Annotated in this window: 21 protein-coding genes; 9 read left to right on the top strand and 12 right to left on the bottom strand. The window is 32.6% G+C overall.

Translation table 11 applies throughout. The annotated features are described in order from the left end of the window. Window positions 1-37: 37 nt before the first annotated feature. Window positions 38-3,157, bottom strand: coding sequence for a CHAT domain-containing protein (locus tag OD803_RS09250; RefSeq protein ID WP_262733209.1), 3,120 nt, complete (start codon window positions 3,155-3,157; stop codon window positions 38-40). A 172-nt stretch (window positions 3,158-3,329) separates the two neighbouring features. On the opposite strand from OD803_RS09250, the gene OD803_RS09245 reads away from it, so the two are divergent. Genes OD803_RS09245 through OD803_RS09235 form a run of 3 tightly spaced genes read left to right on the top strand, consistent with a single transcriptional unit; the run spans window position 3,330 to window position 5,493 of the window. Beyond that, window positions 3,330-3,893: an RNA polymerase sigma factor gene (locus OD803_RS09245; RefSeq protein WP_262733208.1), complete on the top strand. Its 564-nt coding sequence runs from the start codon at window positions 3,330-3,332 to the stop codon at window positions 3,891-3,893. After that, window positions 3,890-4,687 carry a tetratricopeptide repeat protein gene (locus OD803_RS09240; RefSeq protein ID WP_262733207.1) on the top strand — a complete coding sequence of 266 codons (798 nt, stop codon included), beginning with the start codon at window positions 3,890-3,892 and terminating at the stop codon, window positions 4,685-4,687. The genes OD803_RS09245 and OD803_RS09240 overlap by 4 nt, the downstream gene beginning before the upstream one ends. Then, complete coding sequence (locus tag OD803_RS09235; RefSeq protein ID WP_262733206.1) at window positions 4,684-5,493, top strand: DNA/RNA non-specific endonuclease; 810 nt, start codon at window positions 4,684-4,686, stop codon at window positions 5,491-5,493. The genes OD803_RS09240 and OD803_RS09235 overlap by 4 nt, the downstream gene beginning before the upstream one ends. Window positions 5,494-5,535: 42 nt before the next feature. On the opposite strand, the gene OD803_RS09230 is transcribed toward OD803_RS09235, so the two are convergent. The 4 genes from OD803_RS09230 to gcvP form a co-directional block, all read right to left on the bottom strand. Next, the gene (locus OD803_RS09230) at window positions 5,536-6,387 is read right to left on the bottom strand and encodes a glycosyltransferase (protein WP_262733205.1); all 852 of its coding nucleotides are present in this window, start codon (window positions 6,385-6,387) and stop codon (window positions 5,536-5,538) included. Window positions 6,388-6,413: 26 nt separating this feature from the next. Next, the gene (locus OD803_RS09225) at window positions 6,414-6,935 is read right to left on the bottom strand and encodes a methyltransferase domain-containing protein (RefSeq protein WP_131508077.1); all 522 of its coding nucleotides are present in this window, start codon (window positions 6,933-6,935) and stop codon (window positions 6,414-6,416) included. 110 nt (window positions 6,936-7,045) lie between these two features. After that, window positions 7,046-8,104, bottom strand: a complete 1,059-nt coding sequence (locus OD803_RS09220) for a 3-oxoacyl-ACP synthase III family protein (RefSeq protein ID WP_262733204.1) — start codon at window positions 8,102-8,104, stop codon at window positions 7,046-7,048. 101 nt (window positions 8,105-8,205) lie between these two features. Then, window positions 8,206-11,055, bottom strand: coding sequence for an aminomethyl-transferring glycine dehydrogenase (gcvP, locus tag OD803_RS09215; RefSeq protein ID WP_262733203.1), 2,850 nt, complete (start codon window positions 11,053-11,055; stop codon window positions 8,206-8,208). A gap of 119 nt (window positions 11,056-11,174) precedes the next feature. On the opposite strand from gcvP, the gene OD803_RS09210 reads away from it, so the two are divergent. After that, the gene (locus OD803_RS09210) at window positions 11,175-12,017 is read left to right on the top strand and encodes a hypothetical protein (RefSeq protein WP_262733202.1); all 843 of its coding nucleotides are present in this window, start codon (window positions 11,175-11,177) and stop codon (window positions 12,015-12,017) included. Here OD803_RS09210 and OD803_RS09205 read toward each other — a convergent pair. The 4 genes from OD803_RS09205 to OD803_RS09190 form a co-directional block, all read right to left on the bottom strand. Continuing rightward, window positions 11,985-12,245, bottom strand: a complete 261-nt coding sequence (locus OD803_RS09205; protein WP_262733201.1) for a hypothetical protein — start codon at window positions 12,243-12,245, stop codon at window positions 11,985-11,987. The two genes, OD803_RS09210 and OD803_RS09205, sit on opposite strands and share 33 nt — an antisense overlap. Window positions 12,246-12,254: 9 nt before the next feature. Then, the gene (locus OD803_RS09200; protein ID WP_262733200.1) at window positions 12,255-12,806 is read right to left on the bottom strand and encodes a sigma-70 family RNA polymerase sigma factor; all 552 of its coding nucleotides are present in this window, start codon (window positions 12,804-12,806) and stop codon (window positions 12,255-12,257) included. Between the two features lie 55 nt (window positions 12,807-12,861). After that, on the bottom strand, window positions 12,862-13,764 hold the full coding sequence (locus OD803_RS09195) for a TIGR01777 family oxidoreductase (RefSeq protein WP_262733199.1): 903 nt from the start codon (window positions 13,762-13,764) through the stop codon (window positions 12,862-12,864). Between the two features lie 404 nt (window positions 13,765-14,168). Continuing rightward, window positions 14,169-14,672, bottom strand: a complete 504-nt coding sequence (locus OD803_RS09190; protein WP_262733198.1) for a GbsR/MarR family transcriptional regulator — start codon at window positions 14,670-14,672, stop codon at window positions 14,169-14,171. Between the two features lie 151 nt (window positions 14,673-14,823). Here OD803_RS09190 and OD803_RS09185 point away from each other — a divergent pair, with 151 nt between their 5' ends. Continuing rightward, window positions 14,824-15,459, top strand: coding sequence for a hypothetical protein (locus tag OD803_RS09185; RefSeq protein ID WP_262733197.1), 636 nt, complete (start codon window positions 14,824-14,826; stop codon window positions 15,457-15,459). A 19-nt stretch (window positions 15,460-15,478) separates the two neighbouring features. Here the strand turns inward: OD803_RS09185 and OD803_RS09180 are convergent, their stop codons facing one another. From OD803_RS09180 to OD803_RS09170, 3 genes are all read right to left on the bottom strand, one after another. Then, a complete protein-coding gene (locus OD803_RS09180) occupies window positions 15,479-17,515 on the bottom strand; it encodes a M3 family metallopeptidase (RefSeq protein ID WP_262733196.1) in 2,037 nt (678 codons plus the stop codon). A gap of 208 nt (window positions 17,516-17,723) precedes the next feature. Continuing rightward, window positions 17,724-18,203 carry a 5-(carboxyamino)imidazole ribonucleotide mutase gene (gene purE, locus OD803_RS09175; protein ID WP_129761468.1) on the bottom strand — a complete coding sequence of 160 codons (480 nt, stop codon included), beginning with the start codon at window positions 18,201-18,203 and terminating at the stop codon, window positions 17,724-17,726. Window positions 18,204-18,206: 3 nt separating this feature from the next. Next, the gene (locus OD803_RS09170) at window positions 18,207-19,361 is read right to left on the bottom strand and encodes a 5-(carboxyamino)imidazole ribonucleotide synthase (RefSeq protein WP_262733195.1); all 1,155 of its coding nucleotides are present in this window, start codon (window positions 19,359-19,361) and stop codon (window positions 18,207-18,209) included. Window positions 19,362-19,487: 126 nt separating this feature from the next. On the opposite strand from OD803_RS09170, the gene OD803_RS09165 reads away from it, so the two are divergent. From OD803_RS09165 to OD803_RS09150, 4 genes are read left to right on the top strand one after another with little or no spacing between them, the layout of a single operon-like run. Next, window positions 19,488-20,597 carry an adenylate kinase gene (locus tag OD803_RS09165; protein WP_262733194.1) on the top strand — a complete coding sequence of 370 codons (1,110 nt, stop codon included), beginning with the start codon at window positions 19,488-19,490 and terminating at the stop codon, window positions 20,595-20,597. 57 nt (window positions 20,598-20,654) lie between these two features. Then, window positions 20,655-21,668: a GTPase ObgE gene (gene obgE, locus OD803_RS09160; RefSeq protein ID WP_262733193.1), complete on the top strand. Its 1,014-nt coding sequence runs from the start codon at window positions 20,655-20,657 to the stop codon at window positions 21,666-21,668. Between the two features lie 29 nt (window positions 21,669-21,697). Further along, on the top strand, window positions 21,698-22,216 hold the full coding sequence (locus OD803_RS09155) for a DUF4136 domain-containing protein (RefSeq protein ID WP_262733192.1): 519 nt from the start codon (window positions 21,698-21,700) through the stop codon (window positions 22,214-22,216). A 7-nt stretch (window positions 22,217-22,223) separates the two neighbouring features. Next, entirely contained in the window at window positions 22,224-22,943 is a 720-nt protein-coding gene (locus tag OD803_RS09150) for an SDR family oxidoreductase (protein WP_262733191.1), read from the top strand. Window positions 22,944-22,973: the final 30 nt, after the last annotated feature.

The raw sequence follows: 22,973 nt of genomic DNA, 5'->3' as shown, positions 1-22,973 counted from the left end.
ATTGATTGTATAATCTTGTTCAATAGTTTCAAATTTGTTACCCGATTTTTTTTGTTTTTTTTCTACGAAACATAAAAATTCCAAAGCAAAGAGTGATAAAACCACCAATATAATAGTAAATATTAGAAGAGGTACTACTAAGTTCCACAGTGTTAGTATCACCTAAAATATAGAAGCTACCCCAATAATATGGATGAGAAGTGAAAACATTTGTAGTATTTAAATAGTCAATCTTAGCTTGCTGAAGTGCTTTGCTTTTAGTTATTCCTTTTTTTAAGTTTTTATAAAAAAGCTTCATTATTTCTGGAGTGGTTTCATCTGATATTTTCCATCTACTTAGCATTAGGCTTTTAGCTCCTGCATACTGAAAAGCATTGCCTAAGCTTAAAATACCTTCTCCTTTATTTATTTTGCCTACTCCAGTATTACAAGCGCTTAACACAACTAAGTCAGCAGGAATATTAACAGTGTATAATTCATGACCATAAAGTATGTTATCTTCTTTGTTGTTTTTTAAAGATTCTGAAAAATGTATTTTAATGATTTCGGGATTTAAGCTATCTATTTCAGCATGTAATGCAAGGTGAATTAATTTGTATTTGTTAACATAGGTTTTAAAATTTGTCTCATTGGCATCGTCATCAAAAAAGTATTTGCCTTTAAACACATGAGAGAGTTCCGTGATTTCCTTTCTTGAACCTGGTAAATCAATCTCGTTGTTATTTAATATCGAATCATTAATGGTATATGAAAAAGCCATACATTCATTAAGTATGTCTTTAGAACTATGTTTTAAGTTACTTTCATAGAGCATGCTTGCTGAATTAGCATAACTAATCGCATAGTCGTAGAGTAAATAGTTTGGCTTATGGTTTGGTCTGGTATAGTTAGAATTAATTAGAAGGTCAAATTGCAAATACCATAGAGACTCATCTGGGACTATAATTAATTTATTGCCTTTAAAGTTTTCTTTGATAGGTTTTATTAATTGTTGATATAAATCTGATGCTGTTTTTGTAAAAGCATTTTCGTCTTTATTTATGATATTAGTATTAAAAACTTGAATGGTCTCATCTAAGTTTTTAACATCAAGGGTTTTAATGTTAATAGTACTTTTAGCAATTATGTAAACCGTAATGTGTGTTTGAGATTTAAAAAACTCAATAAACGTTGTTTCTTCATCTAAATGGCTTTGAATTTCTGAAATACTTACTATTGGTTTTTCGTATTTCAAACCATAATATTTTGGAAAATCTTTTTCAATTTGATGTTCTAGAGAGTCTTTGCTTTTGTTGATGTCAAACAATCTACCTTCTAAGGTGTATAGTTTTGTAGTATCGATAGCTTTATTAGAAATCTCTTTAATAATTTGAGAGGTTAGTTTAGAAATTTCATTGTTTAAGTGGTTTTCTAACGTTATAATTTCAGTATTCACATTTGAAACTTCTTTTACTTTTGAGTTTTTAGCAAGCTCTCTTAATACATTAGCTCTGCTTTTTTCTGAGTAATAGAAAATACTATCTTTTGATACAATATTTTCGTCTAGACTATGCATTAATAGTCCAGTTTCTATGATTTTTCCATAGATAGTTTTTGTTGTGCTCGAAAATTTGATTTTGTCATTGTAGTTTCTTTTAGTGTTGCGTAGCCAATTAATTAAAGACTCTGCCTTTTTATAAAATTTATTGCTCTCTATTAAGTACTCTTTATTATCAGAAACTTGATATAACTCTAGTAATATGTCAGCTTTGGTCTTTGTAGCGTCGAGTTGTAGCTTATTGTTTAAGTAGCTAATTGACTGAAAGAACTCAGGTTTGTTTTGTTGATTAAGACTCCCTAAATAATTAGCTCTAATAGCTTCATTATTATAGTCTAGTGCTTTTTCGTAATTATTGAGTTTTAGATAAACTTTTGCTATGTTGTTTAGAGACTCAATAGTGTTGATGTTATTTTTGCCAAAATATTTTATCCTAATTTTTAGAGATTCTTGAATGTTCTCTAGTGCTTTTGAATAGTCTTCAATATCATAATAAATCGAAGCTAGGTGAGCATATGAAAACGAAGCTATTATTTTACTTCTTTGATTATTAGCTTTGTTGAGGAGTGTTATTGCTTTTTCAATATATGGAATACCGCGTTCATCACCATAGATTCTTCCTAATTGACTGTATGGAAAGTGAAGTGTAAAATGGTCTTTTCCGTACATTTTAGTAGCCATTTCAAGCGCTTTTTTAGTGTGAAATAAGCTCTCTTCTTTAAAACCTCTGTCTAAGTAAGACATACCGAGATTGAAATGAATCCTCAATTGGCTTTGATGTGTGTCTAATCCATAGTGTAAAACACTTAAGCTTAAAGCTTTTTGAAAATACTTTTCACCCTCATTAAACTCTTTATTTTGATTATAAATAAGCCCTAATTGGTTATATATTTCTATAAAGTATGGGTGATTAGTTTCGTCATGGTATGCTTCTTTTGAAAACTCATAAGTGTTTTTAAAATTTATAAAAGCTGCTTCAAAATCTCCTTGATCATAGTTAATTTGTCCAAAGGTCTCACTTATGTTAGCTTTTAAAGCTTTACCCTTAGAGGATTCATCTTGTAAAGAATTTAAAGCTAAGTTTAAATGCTCTATCGCGGCTTTATAATTACCACTTCTGTGATATGTTCTTGCTAAATTATAATAGCAGTATGAGAGGTTGTAGTTGTTGTCTTTTATAAACTCTAGGCTAATGCTTAAAGCCAGTTTGAGGTCTTTTTTTGATTGGTCAAAATTACCCTTAACGCGCTCAATAGTTCCAATGTTATTTAGAGCAATTACTTCTTCCAATTTGTTTTTAATGGTATTTTGCCTACTAATTTTTAGAGCCTTTGTAGCAGTTACTAAAGCTTCTTCAATATTATTTTTAGAGATGTATGCTCGAGAAAGTAAATTATAAGATTCAGCTGTTTTTAAGTGTTTTTTTGAAGCCTTAAAGGTTTTTAGTGCTAGTTTTAAATGAGTAATTGCTTTGTCGTTTTTTGCATAGAATAATGCATTTTTTCCTTTTTCTAAATTAAAAAAGGCTAAACTGTCATTTTGTTGTGCAGAAGAGTCAATTATACCAAAGGCAAAACATAAAAAAATACATAAAACACGATGATGAAAAGATAAGATCATAGAAGGTTAGTTTAGTTGGTAGATCTTTTACAAATTATATTAAAAAACTTTAATCTCCTAAAGTTATTTAGGTGTAGAAGTTTTCAGCTTGACATTACAGTTTAGACTTTAAAAAACTTTTCTGCTCATAGTTTATAAAAGTTTATTTTTGTTACCATAACTTAATAATGGCGTGATAAGTAATTCCCAGTATTTAGAGGCTCTATTAAAAAACGATACTAAAGTTATCTTAGCTATCTATAAAAATAATTTTTATAAAGTAAAATCTTTTGTTTTAAATAATAAAGGGCAAGAGGTTGATGCAGAAGATGTTTTTCAAAAAGCTTTACTTCAATTGGCTGTGAGATACAAAAAAGAAAAGTTTGTCATAAACTCAAGTTTTGATATTTATTTTTTTACAGTTTGTAAAAATTTATGGCGTAGAGAATTAAATAAATCAAAAATTAAGGTAACAAAAGATGGAGTAATGGAACTAAGAGATGAAAATGAAGATATTGCTATGGCAATTTTAGAACAAAAGCGTTGGGAATTGTTTTCTGAAAGCCTAAAACTTTTATCTGAAAACTGTAGACTCGTTTTAAAACTATACTTTTCTAAATCATCTTATAGTGATATTGTGGAAAAGCTAAAGTATAATTCAGAAACAGTTGCGAGACAGCGTGTTTTTAAATGTAAAACTAAATTAAAAGAGATAATTAAAAAAGATAAGCGTTTTAAGGCTTTGCATAAGTTATGAAAGAAGAAGATTTTATTTTAATTGAAAACTACCTTAAAGGTACTTTGTCAAAAGAAGAGGAAGATTCTTTTTTAGAACGGTTAGATTCTGATGCTCAATTTGAAGCTGAATTTAAGTTAGAGCAGCAAGCTTTTAATACATTAAGTGAAGATCAATGGAGTTTTATAGATAATTCTTCTTCAGAGGTGCAAGAGTATAAAGAAGCATTGCAGGATAATGACATACAAGAGTTGAAACTTACTATTGATAGGCTATATTCTAATCAAAAACAAGCACATAAGGGAATCAATAAAAATCTGTATTACTATATAGTAGCGGCTTTGGTAGTGGTTTTTTTAGGGTTTCAATTTTTCTTCAGTCAAAATGTTTCTAATCAAGAATTGTACAATAACTATATCGGTTATGATAGCTTGCCTTCCTTTGTTACTAGAGGTTCTACAAATGAAACTGAACATCAGCTTGTGCAAGCTCAGCATTTATTTGAAAAGGGAGAGTATGAAGCTTCATTAGCTGTTTTTAAACCTTTTTTAGAGTCTGAAACCAATAATGCATTATTGTATATTTATATTGGGATAGCACAAACAGAATTAGGTTTGTATCAAGAGGCAAAGGTAACTTTTGATCAGCTCAAAAATAATGAATCTACTTATGATAGTATAAGCTATTGGTATACTGCTTTACTGTATCTCAAACAGGAGAGAATAGATGAGGTTAAAGAGGTTTTGAATATCATTATTTCTAATTCATATTACAATCACGAAAAAGCACAGGACTTGTTAAACGAAATAGAATGAATAAAAAAATAGTTTCTTCTGTAATTGCAATAATCATCATTTTTGGAGTTTTAGGCTACGAGCACTTTTTAAAAGAACAAGAAGTAGCCGAAATAGTATCTGAAGGAGAAACTGTAAAAACAGATACTAACGAATACTTTTTGCCAACAAGCACAACAGGACAAATAGTACATCATGAAGGTTACTCGCTATCTTACAGTGAACCTCACGAGCAAGCTGAATGGGTGGCTTATGAGTTGAAAAAATCGCATTTATCAAACACTAATTTTAAACGACCATATTTTGAAATTGATAAAGCTGTAAAAACTGGAGCAGCACATTGGCGCAATTATAAAAAGTCAGGGTATGATCGAGGGCATTTATGTCCTGCAGGAGATAGAAAATACAGTAAGTATGCTCATGATGAAACATTTTTAACCAGTAATATTAGTCCGCAAGAACATGCGTTTAATTCTGGTATTTGGAATACTTTAGAGCAAAAAGTGCGTTATTGGGCTAGTAAGTATGATGGTGTATATGTGGTTTCTGGAGGTGTGCTAAAAGGTAATTTAAAAACTATAGGAGAAGAGCGCGTAGCAGTTCCTAATCAGTTTTACAAAGTACTTATTGATAATAATACTGGTAATACAAAAATGATAGCGTTTTTGATGCCTCATGAAAACTCTAATAAACCATTGTATGAGTTTGTGGTTTCGGTAGATTCTTTAGAAGCGTTAACAGGAATTGATTTTTTTCCAGAACTAGATGACGCTATTGAAAATAGGTTAGAGGCTTCAAGTAGTTACAAAGCGTGGAGTTTTGATTAAAAATTGTCTTTTGTATTGTTGTAATACCTACTTTTTCTAAGTTTATTGTTTGAGTTTGCCTATTATTCCTTTCCAACGTAGTTGTCGTATAAATTTCCCTTCATCTTTAGAAACTAAGAACGCTTTGCGTGCTTTTTTTGCTTTAAAATAGCCTACTAAGTAATTTTTAAATAGAGCAAAACTTCTTTTTTTATAAGATAGTTTTAATGCCGAAATTAATGTAATTACAAAACCATAACGCATTTTATACATGGCTTCACCTTGTAAGTATTTAGAGGCTTTATTGTAACTATTTCCTGTAGGTTTTAAATGCTTTACACAAAGCGACTCGTCTACAACCACTTTCCAATTATGGTATTTAGCGAGTAAAGTATCTACAGTGTCCCAACCAATCGATGGTTTTAAACCACCAATAGCTTTAAAGCAAGCTTTTCGGTAAGCTTTAAATGGTCCTCGAACATGCGTTTTGTTGGCAATGTTTTCATAAACCCATTCATGCTCTTTTTTTATATAGGCTAAACCTCCAGCAATTCCAACAGATTTATCACTTTCAAAAACCATTTTTATACACTCTAAATAATTGGTAGGAAGAATAATATCTGCATCAAACTTACAAATTACATCGTAGTTATCGTCTAGCGTGTTGTAGCCTTGGTAAAAGGCGTTTATTACTTTTGAACCCGGAAGATGAGTGTTAGAAGATTTGTAATTTACAAGGGTTATCCAGGAGTGTTTTGAGCAAAAGGAAGAGACTATAGCTTCAGTCTTGTCTGTAGAGTTATCGTTAACTACAACCACTTTTTTAGGTAAAACTGATTGATTTACTAACGACTCCAAAGTTTGCGCAATGCAATCTTCTTCATTATGAGCTGGTATGACGATATAAAAGTTCAAAAATTTGAAATATTAAGTATTCAAAGTTAAACTCTTTCAGCATAAACAATGTAATATCTTGGTGTAAACCAACGTAATATGGGTCTAATCCCTATTTTTTTTGTTGGATTGGTCCATTTTTTAGAGTCTATAATTTTCCAACCTGTTTTTTCTAATAACCAATCAAACTGCCAATCTTCAAACTCATGGTAATGACGATCTCTCATATCTGTTTTACTTCTGTAAGCAGAAGCAAACCATAATTTTAAAGGAATGCTAGCTACTAATTTATCTGATTTTATAGACTTTAAAACAGTGTAAGGTGAAAGCAAATGTTCAAAAATTTCAAAAGCAGTTACCACATCAGTATTGGCGTTTTCAATTTCAGAAGTGTCTTCGTCTAAATCAATACCAGAAGTGTTTTCAACAGAAAACCCATTTGCTTTCATAATTTCTGTAAATGGGTTTTCTACACCTAAATCCAAAACAGAGGCAGGTGTTTTAATATGCTTTTTTAAGAACTCTAAAGTTATTTTATATCTCTTGTGTGGAAATTTTCCTTCGTACATAATATTTCCCACGAAAGTGGGAATCTCATTTGATGAAACAATAATTTAAAAAACTTACAAAGATTATAACACTCTAAAGTTCATTTTAAATATGTGCTTAGTGCGTTGTATTAATATTTGTAAACAATAGCGTTAATGTGCATTCCTGCACCAACACTTGCAAACATAATAATATCTCCTTTTGTAAGACTATGATTTTCTAATTTATTGTTCTTTACCAAGTCAAAAAGTGTAGGTACGGTTGCAACTGAGCTGTTTCCAAGTTTGTGAATGCTCATTGGCATAATGTTTTCAGGAATTTCAGTTTTGTACAATCTGTAAAGACGTTTTAGTATGGCTTCGTCCATTTTTTCATTGGCTTGATGGATGAATATTTTTTTAACCTCTTTAATATCTATACCGCTTTTGTCTAAACAGGCTTTCATTGCACTTGGAACATTGCTTAAAGCAAATTCGTAAATTTTACGACCATCCATTTTAATGTAACGTGTGTCTCTACAAAGGTCTTGATTGTTTGAGTTTCCGAAGAATAAATAGTAAGCTTCATCATAAGTAAAACTAGCACTTTCGTGTGCTAAAATTCCGCCTTCATCATTAGTAGCTTCTATAATTGTTGCGCCAGCTCCATCACTGTAAATCATAGAGTCTCTATCGTGCTTATCAACCACTCTCGATAAAGTTTCAGCTCCTATAACTAAGCAACGTTTTGCAATACCAGCCTTAATAAATGCATTAGCTTGTATAACACCTTCTACCCAACCAGGACAACCAAAAAGAATGTCATAGGCAACGCATTTTGGGTTTTTAATACGCAAGCTGTGTTTTATTCTTGCTGCTAAACATGGTAAAATGTCACTTTGAATGGTGTTGTGTTTAACATCGCCAAAATTGTGTGATACTATGATATAATCTAGAGTTTCAGGGTCTATGTTTGCGTTAGCAATAGCTTTTTCGGCAGCAAAGAACCCAAGGTCAGATGCTGTTAAATGGTGTTTTGCATATCTACGTTCAGCAATACCAGTTATGGCTTTAAATTTATCAACAATAACTTCGTTAGGATGATTAATTTCTGAGCCATCAGTGTTTAAAAACTGGTGTTGGTGAAAGTTTTCATTTTTTTCAATGGTATCAGGAATATAGCTTCCAGTACCTGTAATTTTTATATTCATAAAAGAAAAAAGCCTTTAATTTTTACTAATATAACAAATATACTAGCTGTAAATTAAAGGCGTCTTTATTATCTGATTATTTTACGATGTTCAACATCGTATTATGCATCCATATATTCTTCAATTGGAGCGCAAGTACATATTAAATTACGGTCTCCATAAGCATCGTCAACACGTCTTACTGAAGGCCAAAATTTATTGTCTTTTACATAGTCCAAAGGAAAAGCAGCTTTCTCTCTAGAGTAAGGTAGTAACCACTCGTCTGAGGTAACTAACTCTAAAGTGTGTGGTGCATTTTTTAAGACATTATTGTCGTCTTCTTTAGAAACTTCGCTAATTTCTTTTCTAATAGAAATCATAGCGTCACAAAAGCGGTCCATTTCAGCTTTGCTTTCACTTTCAGTAGGTTCAATCATCATTGTTCCTGCCACAGGAAAAGATACTGTTGGTGCATGGAATCCATAATCCATTAAGCGTTTTGCAATATCAACCACTTCAATTCCATTGGCTTTAAACGCTCTACAGTCTACAATCATTTCATGAGCTGCTCTACCACGTTCACCAGAATACAGTGTATCAAAACTTCCTTGTAAACGGTGTTTGATATAATTGGCATTTAAAATGGCAATTTTGGTAGCTTGAGTTAAACCTTCTGCACCAAGCATTTTAATATATCCATAAGAAATTAAGCATGCTAACGCAGAACCAAAAGGTGCAGCTGAAATAGCTGTAATAGCTTTTTTACCACCAGTTTTTACTATTGGATTTCCTGGTAAGAAAGGTACAAGTTGTTTAGCAACACAAATTGGTCCAACTCCTGGACCTCCACCACCATGAGGAATAGCAAACGTTTTATGAAGGTTAAGATGACATACATCTGCACCAATGTTTCCAGGGTTTGTTAACCCTACTTGAGCGTTCATGTTTGCTCCATCCATATAAACTTGTCCGCCATTATCATGGATAATTTTAGTAATTTCTTTTATCGCAGATTCGTAAACACCATGTGTTGAAGGGTAAGTAACCATTAAACAAGACAAATTGTCTTTGTGTAATTCAGCTTTTTCACGTAAATCATCAACGTCAATATTACCTTCGTCAGTAGACTTAGTAACTACAACTTTCATTCCTGCCATTACTGCACTTGCAGGATTGGTACCATGTGCAGACGACGGAATTAAACAAATGTTTCTATGATGATCTCCACGAGATTCGTGATATGCTTTTATAACCATAAGTCCAGCAAACTCACCTTGAGCACCAGAGTTTGGTTGTAAGGAAGTGGCTGCAAAACCAGTAATTTCAGTAAGTTGATCTTCTAGTTCTTTTAAAACCGTAAGATAACCTTCAGCTTGTTTTTTAGGAACAAAAGGATGAATATTTGCCCATTTAAAAATACTTAAAGGCAGCATTTCTGCAGCTGCATTAAGTTTCATGGTACAAGAACCTAAAGAAATCATCGAGTGGTTTAATGATAAGTCTTTACGCTCTAAAGATTTTATATAACGCATCAACTCAGTTTCTGAGTGGTAAGTGTTAAAAACATCTAACGTTAAAAATTCTGATTGTCTTTGTAAATCTTCAGCAATATTAACGTCTTCAGAAATTGAAGAAATTTCGAAAGCCTCTTTTTTAGCAGCTTTTGCAAAAACAGCAATAATATAATTTAAATCTCTTACTGATGTTGTTTCGTTTAACGCAATAGTTACTGTGTTATCATCAGGATAGAAGAAATTTACTTTTTTCTCTTTAGCAATCTTTCTTAGTTTTTTAGCATCAGTTTTTATTTGAAGCGTATCAAAGTAAGAAGTATTAGCTTGCTTATAACCTAATTTTTTTAATGCCTTTTCTAGTGTTGAAGCTGAATTGTGAACTTTGTTAGCGATAAATTTAAGCCCTTTAGGACCATGATATACTGCGTACATTCCAGCCATAACAGCTAATAATACTTGAGCAGTACAAATGTTTGATGTTGCCTTGTCACGCTTAATGTGTTGCTCACGTGTTTGTAACGCCATACGTAAAGCTCTGTTGCCATTAGTGTCTTTTGTTACACCAATAATACGACCAGGAATATCACGTTTGTAGGCTTCTTTAGTTGCAAAGAATGCTGCGTGTGGTCCACCATAACCCATTGGGATTCCAAAACGTTGGGTAGTACCTACAACAACATCAGCTCCAAATTGCCCTGGAGCTTCCAGTTTAACTAAACTTAAAATATCAGCAGCTACAGCTACTTTAATTTGGTTTTCGTTAGCTTTTGAAATGAAAGATTTTATGTCAGTAACCTCTCCGTTTTTTCCAGGATATTGAAGGATAGCTCCAAAAAATTCCGAAGAAAAATCAAACTCATCTTCATTGCCTACTACAATTTCTACACCAATAGGAGTGGATCTTGTTTCTAGTAACGATAGTGTTTGCGGTAAAATATTTTCAGAAACAAAAAACTTGTTAACGCCTTGTTTCTTTTGGTCGCGTTCTCTTACTGCAAATAACAAACTCATAGCTTCAGCAGCAGCAGTACTTTCGTCAAGTAAAGATGCATTTGCAATTTCCATACCTGTAAGGTCAGTAACCATAGTTTGGAAATTTAATAAAGCCTCTAGACGACCTTGAGCAATTTCGGCTTGGTAAGGCGTATAAGCAGTATACCAACCTGGATTTTCTAAAATATTACGCTGAATAACTGCAGGTAAAATAGTTGGATGGTATCCTAAACCTATGTATGTTTTATAAACCTTATTCTTTTTTGATAATTCGTGAATATGAATATTGTATTCATGTTCAGTCATTGGTTCATCTAGATTCAATTCTTTTTTTAAGCGAATATCATCAGGAATGGTTTCATAAATTAGTTGTTCTAAAGAGTCAACACCAAGGGTTTTTAGCATCTCTTTTTGGTCGTCTTCTCTAGGACCAATATGACGAAGTGCGAAAGCGTTTGTATTCATTAAAATTATGTTGTGTTTTGAAGCGCAAAATTACGGAATTATTCATGTTTTTTTGTTAATGAAAATGAAAGTTTTTAACCAAATACAACTGTTATTAACACTTTGACTATTTTTGTTATATGAAGGTTTTGAAGCGTATTTTTGATTTTTATATCAATAGCAGTATTCATGTGGCTTTATCAGTGTTTTCGTTAGCGTGGATTACACTTTTAGAGTTTGAATTGCCTTATGATAAAAATGTCCTTTTTTTCATCTTCTTTGCTTCAATTACAGGATATAATTTTGTGAAGTTTTTTGGCTTAGCAAAGTTTCATCATAGAAGTTTGGCAAAGTGGTTGAAATATATTCAATTATTCTCGTTGGTTTGTTTTTTATTGATGTGTTATTATGTTCTTCAGTTGGAGCAAACAACATTAGTATATATCTCAGTTTTTGGAGTTGTTACATTTTTATATGCAATCCCATTTTTACCCAAAAAGATTTTTCTTGATGAGAAACAAAATTTAAGAAGTTTAAGTGGTCTTAAGGTGTATGTGATAGCTTTAGTTTGGTGTGGTGTTACTGTGTTTTTGCCGCTTGCGAATGCAGATTTTTTAATGAATTGGGATGTGAGTATTACAGCAATTCAGCGTTTTGTATTTGTCCTCGTGTTGATGTTACCATTTGAAATAAGAGATTTACAGTATGATAGTGTAAAGCTAGCAACAATTCCGCAGCAAATAGGAGTTAAAAAAACTAAAGTGATAGGTGTGTTGTTACTTATGGTGTTCTTCTTTTTGGACTATTTAAAAGATGATATACAGTTAATGAATCTACTGGTTTTATTGGTAGTTACTGCAATTACTTTGCTAAGTGTTGTGTTGGCTAAAAAAGAACAATCAAAATATTACAGTGCCTTTTTTGTAGAAGGCATTCCTGTTTTGTGGTTGCTATTGGTTTTGGTTTTTCAACTGTTGACTTAATTGATCTTTAAGCGCTTGACGTTCTTCTTTTTTTAAGCATTCCACATCCGAAAACTTTATGGTTTTTGTAAGCGATTTATTTCGTTTTGTATAAGCTCTTGTTACTCTACACCAAGATAAGCGTATTGTAAGCTTTATTCTTTCCCAAAAAGTAGCATCTCCATATTGTGATTTATCACAAATTTGTTTTGCTTCTTCGCACGATATAAACAGTACACTTTTTTTCATTTGTTGTTATTATAACCAATTTTCTTCTAAACATTCAGCCATAGCATTTCTGGCTCTATGGATAATTACCCAAAGGTTAGACGCAGTAATGTTTAATTCATTACAAATAGTTTCAGTATCTAATCCTTCTATGGTTTTCATTTTAAAAACATTAGCTTGTTTTTCAGGTAGCTTGCCTAAACAGTTGTAAATGGCATCGCCTAACTCCTCGTTTTCAAGTTTGTCTTCCGCAGTTTTATCAAATGGGTCCGAAACGCGTTCTTCAAGCCAATCGCCTTCAGCTTCATCGGAGTTGTAAGACATACGTACTTCGGCTTGTCCTTTTTTAGAGTTTGTCTTGCGGTAATGGTCAATAATTTTTCGCTTCAAAATAGCAATTAACCAAGTACGTTCGTTGGCATCGCCTTTAAAGTTTTTCATTGATTTTAATGCGGCAAAAAAAGTGTCTTGAACCAAATCCTTAGCCATTTCACGGTCGTTTACACGCGATATGGTATAGTTAAAAAGATAATCGGAATAGTTGTCAATCCAATTATCAGGATTTAGTGTATGGTTAGGCATGTTTCTTTTTCAAGTATTTAGTCAAAAATAGCTAAATAATATTAATTAATGTAAATTAGTTAGTCAATAAGTCGTGTAAAGCATTCTCGATTTTTGGGTGTTTAAACTTAAAACCATTATCGATTAACCGTTTTGGAATAACATTCCTGCTTTTTAAGACAAGCTCGGTTTCAGTACCAATTAATTTTGCTCCAAATTCTAATATGGGTTTTGGGTGAGATAATCCAAAAGGGACTTTTAATATTTTCCTTAAAGATTTCATTAAAACAGAGTTTGTTGTAGGATGAGGTACGCTTAAGTTGAATTTGCCTTGTAAAGTTTCAGTGTTTAATATAAATTCAACTGCATTAGCAAAATCAAATTCATGTATCCAACTTACTTTTTGGTTTCCATTACCTTGTTTGCCTCCTAAACCAAATTTTGTTAAACGTTTTAGAGGAACTAAAGCGCCTCCATTTTTTCCTAATACAATTGAAGTACGCAATGCTATTTTTCTTGTTTTTGGGTTGATAACTGAAAAGAATGTCTTTTCCCAAGACTTTGCAATGTTCATTGAAAAATCATTACCAATTTCTCCATTTTCTTCTGTCATTTCTTTATGCAATGAATGCTTGTAAATTGTAGCTGTAGATGAATTCATCCATACTTTTGGAGGGTTTTCGCATAAGTTTATAGCTAAGCCTAAAACATAAGTTGAGTCTATTCTAGAGTCGTAAATTAGTTTCTTGTTTTTTTCTGTATACCTACAATCAACTGATTTTCCTGTAAGATTGATTAGTGCATCAGCATGTTCTAAAACGTCTACCCATTTTCCAATATCTTTTGCATTCCAGTAAATGTCATTTTCTTTTTTTGGTTTTCGAGTCAGTATTTTAACAGAATACCCTTTTTGGGCAAGGTAATCTTCAAGCACTTTACCTAGAAACCCACTTCCACCTGCTATTATTATTGTTTTCATTTTAATTTATTTAGTGAATAATCGTTTTTTATTCTATTTAATAATATGACAAAAGCAATAGCAATACCTACAGGGATTATTATAACTGTAAATATGAAAAAGAAAAGACTTTTTAAACTCTCCCAGTCTATAAACCACCCTAATCCATATAAGATTATTATTATCCAATACATGTATAGTTTGTTTTTATTGTTCTTTGAAATGCTCTTCCAAAAAAAGAGAAGTAAAAATGAGCTAAGTACTTGTACTACACCAAGAACTATTTGAGCGTAAAGCCCTAAGTATATAGTTAGATATAGTGGAATGGTTATTATTAAAACCGCTTTGTTAACTGAGTATAATATTTTCATGTTTTGAGTATTTTAAACTTTCAATAATTTTTGAAAGTATGATTTAAATTTTTTTTATTTAAAGAGTTTAAGTAACGACTTTGTTAACCAATTTTGTTGCTGGTTTACCACTTTGTTTATCATAGTATCCATTGTGTCGGTTAGTTCATGTAATGCTTTTGTTTGTTTTATAAGTTCTTTAGTTTTTTCAGTGCCATCATCTTTTATAGATGATACATCTTTTAGTATTTTAACGACTGGTTTAATTTCACGTCTGCTACGTTCTTTAGCGACAATTCGTGCTAATTCTTGTACGTCTTTTTCGGTAGTGAAATATTCTTTACGCTCTCCAGGAATAATTTCTTTGGTTACAATTCCCCAATCCATCAGTTGTCTTAAGTTCATGCTAGTGTTGCCTCTAGAAATCTTAAGTTCTTCCATGATGTCTTCCATAGACAAGGGTCTTGTGGAAATAAAAAGCAGTGCTTGAATTTGCGCCATGGCTTTATTTATTCCCCAAAGCGAACCTAAACTTCCCCAAGTGCTAATAAATTTTTCTTTTGCTTCTTGATATTCCATAGAGCAAATATATAAAATATTTTAAACTTTCAAAAATTATTGAAATTTAATTTGTTTAAATGTAAGCAGTAAAAAAAGTTTTGTTTTATAAGTGATTTGAGAAATGACAACTAAAAAATCATTAAGTTTAAATGTTAATTTTTAAAAGGTTATGATTTCAGAACAAGAAAGAACATTAAATGAACACTTGTCAACTCAAAGAGTAATTATTGATATTATAGTGAAACGAGTTTCTTATTTGAGATTTTTCATAAGTAATTATAGTGTTGCGAATAACTTTTTGTTAAATGCGATGAGTGCTATAAGAACCAATATTGTTATAGATTTAAGTAAATTATATATTATACCCAATTATAAAGGTAAAGGGCTTAAGAAAAAGTATAAACATTATAAAGAGAATAATAATTTTTATTATGTGTTAAATAAGTATTTAGGTGATTTTGATATTTGTTATCAACAAGTTAACTTATTGTTAGACTCGGTGAAGAAAGAAGTTGAATGGTTAATTGAAGAAAGAGATACTTCATTGGTGCATATAGATACTAGTACCGGAGAATTATACAAGGTATATTCCAAAGACAAGTTTGAGATATTAGAAAAATTAACTGATACTGCTGTTGAGATTTTTAAATTATTACAGAAAGATATAAGAGGAGGTAACCCATCTTATGATGAATCTGTCGATTCTTTAAAAGAAGTAATGAACTTGGTTAAGAAGTCAAAGGAAGAAAGAGACAAAAAGTATATAGAACAAGCATTTAAACATAAAAAAAGAGCCAAAGATTAACTTTGGCTCTTCATAATTTTTACTTCTCAATCAAACCTGCACGTTTTAGTAGTGCTTCAGGTTGAGGTTCTTTCCCTCTAAATCGTTTGTAAAGCGTCATAGGGTCTTCAGTACCTCCTTGTGAAAGCACATTGTCCTTAAACTTCTGTGCAACATTTTTACTAAAAATGCCTTCTTCCTTAAAAAACTCAAAAGCATCAGCATCTAATACTTCAGCCCATTTGTAACTGTAATAACCAGATGAATATCCACCTTGGAAAATGTGTGAGAATGAGGTGCTCATACAATTTTCAGCAACATCAGGATAAAGTTTAGTGTTCTCAAATGCTTTTTGTTCGTGCGCTTTTACTGAATTTATTGTTTCTGGTGCTTCGTTAGCATGCCAACTCATATCCAGTAACCCAAAACTTAATTGACGTAAAGTTTGCATACCTTCATGAAACGTAGCTGAAGCTTTTATTTTTTCAATTAAATCCATTGGGATCACTTCTCCAGTTTCATAATGTGTTGCAAACAGCTCTAAAGCTTCTTTCTCGTAACACCAGTTTTCTAATACCTGACTTGGTAATTCTACAAAGTCCCAAAACACACTTGTGCCAGATATACTTGGGTAGGTAGTGTTGGCTAACATACCATGTAAAGCGTGACCAAACTCGTGAAAAAGCGTAGTAACTTCATTAAAGGTTAGAAGTGAAGGTTTGGTTTTTGTAGGTTTGGTAAAGTTGCAAACTATAGAAATGTGAGGTCTGCTATTTTCGCCATTTTTCACATACTGTGGTTTGTAAACAGTCATCCACGCACCATTACGTTTTCCTGCTCTTGGGAAAAAGTCAGCATAAAAAATCGAAATGTAATTACCGTCGCTATCAGTTACTTTGTAAGTAAGCACATCGTCGTGGTATTTATCAATCGTGTTGATTTCTTCAAACTGTAAACCGTATAATTTTTCGGCAATGGTAAACACACCATTAATAACATTTTCAAGTTTGAAATATGGTTTTAGCTTTTCGTCATCTAAATCGAATAGCTTTTGTTTTAATTTTTCAGAATAATAACCACCATCCCATTTTTGTAATTGCTCAATACCATCTAGTTCTTTGGCAAAATCGCTTAAAGTTTTAAATTCACGTTCGGCAGCTGGTTTAGCCTTTTCTAATAAATCGTTTAAAAAGGTGTTTACAGTTTCAGGATTTTTTGCCATACGCTCTTCTAAAACAAAATGCGCATGCGTTTTATATCCTAATAAGTTAGCACGTTGATGGCGTAGTTTGGCAATTTTTAAAACAATGTCTTGATTGTCTAATGCATCATTGTTAAACCCTTTTGCTCCAAAAGCTAAAGCTAGTTTTTTACGCAACTCACGATTTTTAGCATAGGTCATAAATGGTATGTAGCTTGGATATTGTAAGGTAATCATCCAACCGTCTTTACCTTTTTGTTCAGCAGTTTGTTTGGCTTCTTCTTTGGCGCTTTCTGGTAAACCGTCTAAATCGGCTTCATTAGTAATGTGAAGCTCATATTTGTTGGTTTCAGCCAATACGTTTTCGCCAAATTTTAGTTTTAGTTTACTTAATTCTTTATCAATATCGCGAAGCTGTTGTTTTTTGTCTTCAGGTAAATTGGCTCCATTTCTAGAGAACCCTTTATATTTTTTATTAAGAAGTGTTAACTGTTCGGTTGTTAAATCTAAACTGTCTTTGGCATCGTACACCGCTTTAACACGTTTAAATAACGTTTCGTTTAGAGTAATATCGTTACTGAATTCAGATAATAAAGGTGAAACTTCTTGAGCAATCTTTTGGATTTCGTCGTTGGTTTCAGCAGAATTTAAATTGAAGAAAATACTTGAGATTCTATCTAACTGTTCACCTGAAAAATCTAAAGCTTCAATAGTATTTTGAAATGTTGGTGCTTCCGGATTATTGGTTATGGCATCAATTTCTGCTTTTGCATCTTCAATGCCTTTTTTAATTGCAGGCAGAAAATCTTCGTTCTTTATTTTTGAAAACGGAGCAGTATGAAATTGAGTGTCAAAGGGTTTGTTTAAAATATTCATTTTAAGTGCTATTAATTGTTAAAATCCGTGTGATATTTTTCCTACTAAGAAATTGAAATACTGAATATTAACTTTTTTTTTAGGTTTTTATTTAAAATATAATTTTATCTTTGCGGCAGATTTTTCATAAGAGTTTTAAAGAGAGCTCTTTAAAGAAATAATTGATTAATAGCGTTAAAAACCTCGGCTTTCTGTCGAGGTTTTTTTGTTATAAATCTTTAGCAGATTCTATTACCTTGGCTTTCAGACCTTCTTTGTAAACCATTATTTTATCTAGAACACATTGGTCAGAGCTACCAATAATTTGAGCAGCTAAAATTCCTGCATTTTTTGCACCATTTAAAGCCACAGTTGCAACAGGAACACCACCAGGCATTTGCAGAATAGATAAAACAGAATCCCAACCATCAATAGAGTTGCTGCTTTTTACAGGAACACCAATAACAGGTAGTGGAGATAAAGAAGCTACCATACCAGGTAAGTGTGCTGCACCACCAGCTCCAGCAATAATTACTGAGATGCCTCTTGTATGTGCGTTTTTACCGTAATCGAACAGTTTTTCAGGTGTACGATGAGCCGAAACAATATCAACTTCTATATCTATATCAAATCCTTTAAGTATGTCAATAGCGTCTTGCATAACAGGCAAATCGCTTTTACTTCCCATAATGATTCCTACTTTGCTCATAGTTTATTTGCTTATAACTTTAATGGTTTTCTTTACTTGTTCAGCTACACGTCTTGCTTCGTTTATATCTTCATTTACAATGGTTACATGTCCCATTTTTCTAAACGGACGTGTTTGTTTTTTTCCGTATATATGAGGTGTAACACCTTCTAGTTTCATTATTTCAGCAATGTTTTCATAAACAACATCTCCTGTATGACCTTCGGCTCCTACCAAATTTACCATAATTCCACCAACTTTACTATCTGTTTGTCCTAATGGTAAATTAAGAATAGCACGTAAGTGTTGTTCAAACTGTGAGGTGTAACTCGCTTCAATAGTTTGATGACCCGAGTTGTGAGGTCTTGGTGCTACTTCGTTAACCAAAATCTCATCGTTTTTAGTCTGAAACATTTCAACCGCTAAAAGTCCAACATGGTTAAATGCTTTTGAAACATTTAAAGCCACTTCACGAGCTTTTTGCGCAACAGTGTCATCAATTCGTGCAGGACAAATAACATATTCCACTTGGTTGGCTTCAGTATGAAATTCCATTTCAACTACTGGATAAGTTTTGATATTACCATCAACATTTCTAGCCACAATAACTGCCAGTTCATTTTTAAAAGGAATCATGTCTTCTGCAATACACTCAACATTTGGCAAACCTTCTAAATCCTCTATAGCCCTTACAACTTTTACACCATTACCATCATAACCAAACTGAGCGCTTTTCCATACAAAAGGGAGTTGTAAGCCTCCATTGTGAATAGCTTCTTTAATTTCAGAAGTGTAAGCGAATCGAGTAAAATCGGCTGTAGGGATGTTATGGTCTTTATAAAACAGTTTTTGTGTTGCTTTATTTTGAATGGTTCTCAAAGTTTTTGAAGAAGGGTATACTTTTACGCCTTCTTTTTCTAGAGCTTCAAGTGCATTTGTGTTTACGTTTTCAATCTCAAAGGTTAAAACGTCAACCTGTTTTCCAAAATTGTAAACCGCATCAAAATCCATTAAATCACCAAGTTGAAACTCGTCGCATGCAATTTTACAAGGTGCTTCGTTGCTAGCATCCAGTACTTTAGTGTGGATGTCAAATTTTCTGGTATTGTAAAGCATCATTTTACCAAGTTGTCCACCACCAAGAATACCTAGCTTAAATTCTGAAGAGAAAAAATTCATTGTGTTGATTTTCCACAAAAGTACAAATCAAAACCCTCTGAAAAAACTAAAATCTTAACAATCTAAACGAGAATTCGCAAAACGTTAATCAAATGATTATCTTTGCATTTCTAAAATTGAAAACAAGTGATAAAGCTTCACGATTTACATTTTAAACCGTTTATTTCTGAAGACGAAATTCAAGCGACTGTAGAGCACATGGTTACTGCCATTGCAAACGATTTGCAAGATGAAGTGCCAGTGTTTGTTGGGATCTTAAATGGGTCGTTTATGTTTGTAAGCGATTTTGTAAAGAAATACCCAAAACCTTGTGAAGTTACTTTTATAAAACTAGCGTCTTATGAAGGTTTAAAATCTACTGACGATATTCAGCGTCTAGTAGGTTTAACACAAGATTTAACAGGCAGAACTGTTGTGATTTTAGAAGACATTATCGACTCTGGTAAAACACTGGCTGAAGTTCATAGAATTTTCAAAAACGAAAATGTAAAAGAACTTAAAATAGCGACCTTGTTTTATAAACCAGAAGCCTATAAGAAAGATTTTAAACTACATTATGTTGGTATGGAAATTCCTAATAAATTCATAGTTGGTTACGGACTTGACTATGATGGATTAGGTAGAGATTTACCAGCGATATATCAATTAAAAACCACACAACACATGACTAATTTTGTCCTATTTGGACCTCCAGGAGCAGGAAAAGGCACACAAGCCGAATTTTTAAAAGAAAAATACAGTTTAGTACACATTTCTACAGGTGATGTGTTTAGATTCAATATTAAAAATGAAACTGCTCTTGGCATGTTAGCAAAATCATACATGGACAAAGGAGAGTTGGTTCCTGACCAAGTAACTATTGATATGCTTAATGCTGAAGTAGAAAAAAATGCTGATGCTAAAGGGTTTATTTTTGATGGTTTTCCACGTACCAATGCGCAGGCTGAAGCATTAGATAAATTAATGGATCAAAAGGACTCTCAAATTAATGCTATGATTGCTCTTGAAGTTGATGATGAAGTTTTAGTGCAACGTTTATTAGAGCGTGGTAAAACTAGTGGTAGAGCTGATGATGCTGATGAAAACATTATTAGAAACCGAATTAAAGAATACTACAAAAAAACAGCTATACTTAAAGATTACTATTCTGCACAAGACAAATATTATGGTGTAGATGGTGTTGGTAGTATTGAAGATATTACTGAGCGATTAAGTGCTGTTATAGATTCGTTATAACTTTATTTGGGTTTAAAAATTTATAACTTTTAAACTTTCAACTTTTAAACTCATACAATGACTGAAGGTAATTTCGTCGATTACGTAAAACTACATGTTGCTTCCGGAAATGGAGGTAAAGGTTCTGCGCATTTACATCGTGAAAAATATATAGAAAAAGGAGGTCCAGATGGTGGTGATGGTGGACGAGGAGGTCACGTTATTATTCGTGGTAATGCTAACCTATGGACTTTGTATACCTATAAATTTAAAAGGCACTTTAGAGCTGAACATGGTGAGCATGGAGGTAAGAGTAGAAGCACAGGAGCCGATGGAGCAGATGTGTACATGGATGTGCCACTAGGGACTGTAATTAGAGACAAAGAAACTAACGAAATCCTTTTTGAAATTACCGAAAATGGCGAGGAAAAAATCATTGCCAGAGGTGGTATGGGAGGACGTGGAAACTGGCATTTTAAAAGTTCTACTAACCAAACACCACGATATGCGCAACCTGGAATTCCAGGAGAAGATCGTGACATTATTCTTGAGCTTAAAATTTTAGCTGATGTTGGTTTAGTGGGTTTCCCTAATGCTGGAAAATCTACACTACTTTCAGTGGTTACAGCTGCTAAACCTAAAATTGCCGATTACGAGTTTACTACCTTAAAACCTAACCTAGGTATTGTAGAGTATAGAGATCATCAATCATTTGTAATTGCTGACATTCCTGGAATTATCGAAGGTGCTGCAGAAGGAAAAGGACTTGGACATTATTTCCTTCGTCATATTGAGCGTAACTCAGTATTGTTGTTTTTAATTCCTGCGGATGCTGATGATATTAAAAAACAGTATGATATTTTACTAGATGAATTAAAGCGCTACAATCCTGAAATTTTAGATAAAGAACGTTTTATAGCTATCTCTAAAAGTGATATGTTAGATGACGAGTTAAAAGCAGAGCTTAAAGAAGAATTAGATAACGAACTCCCAGTAGACTATATGTTTATGTCTTCAGTAGCGCAACAAGGTCTTCAAGAGCTTAAAGATAAACTTTGGCAAATGCTTAACGCAAAACCTGCTGATGAGTAATTAATTTCGTAACTTTAAATAAAAAAGTTATGAGATATTTATCATTAATAGTTGTACTGTTTTTGGTGTCTTGCGCTCCAATTAGAGTGAATTACGACTACGAAACTACAACCGACTTTACAACTTATAAAACCTATAATTATTACGCTAACATCCAATCGGGATTAAATGAGTTGGACACTAACCGTTTAATGAAAGCTTTAGACGAAGAACTTCAAAACAAAGGTTTTTCTTTATCTGAAACACCAGATTTCTTTATAGATATTAAAAGTGATGAATTTAGGGATGTCAATAGAAATTCAGTTGGTGTTGGTCTAGGTGGAGGAGGACGTAATGTAGGAGGAGGCGTTTCAATTGGAATTCCTGTTGGACAGTCAAATCTCAACCGTCAAATTATTATCGATTTTGTTGATGAAAACGGAGTTGGTTTGTTTTGGCAAGCCGTAAGTGAAGACAGTTTTAACCCAAATGCTAAACCAGATAAACGCGAAGCTAAGTTTAAAGCTATTGTGGTAAAGGTTTTAGAAAATTATCCACCAAAAAAATAATTTATATATGTTACAAAATAAAGTTGCACTCATTACAGGAGGCACAAAAGGTATTGGCTATGGCATTGCTAAATGTTTAATAGATCAAGGTGTTCATGTTGCCATAACTAGTAGAAGTAGTGCAAGGTCACATGAAATTGCAGGTAAATTAAACGCGTCAAGTAAAGCAGGCGCAAAAGCTATTGGACTCAAAGCCGATGTTACTGATTTTAAAAGCCAACAAGACGCTGTAAAAGACGTGGTCTCCCAATTTGGACAGTTAGATGTTGTAATTGCTAATGCAGGTGTTGGTCATTTTGCCAGTATTGAAGATATTACGTTACAGCAATGGCAAGATACTATTGATACTAACCTTACAGGAGCATTTTATACTATTAAGGCAAGTGTTGATGCTTTAAAAAATAGTCAAGGCTATTATATTTCTATTTCAAGTCTAGCAGGAACCAATTTCTTTGCGAATGGTTCTGCTTATAATGCCAGTAAGTTTGGTGTTACAGGTTTTACACAAGCGGTTATGTTAGATTTGCGTAAGTATGGTATTAAAGTAAGTACCATTATGCCAGGATCAGTATCTACACATTTTAATGGTAATGAACCTGATGCTTCTGATGCTTGGAAAATTCAAAGTGAAGATATAGGTGAATTGGTTGTTGATTTATTAAAAATGAATCCAAGAACCTTACCTAGTAAAATAGAAGTTAGGCCAACAACGCCACCAAGTAAATAAAAAAAAGGCTTCAAATTTTTGAAGCCTTTT

The organism is Gaetbulibacter sp. NE (assembly GCF_025548475.1).
GTDB lineage: Bacteria > Bacteroidota > Bacteroidia > Flavobacteriales > Flavobacteriaceae > Gaetbulibacter_B > Gaetbulibacter_B jejuensis.
The sequence above is the reverse complement of the archived record's forward strand: the minus strand, read 5'-3'. Positions and strand labels throughout refer to the sequence as shown.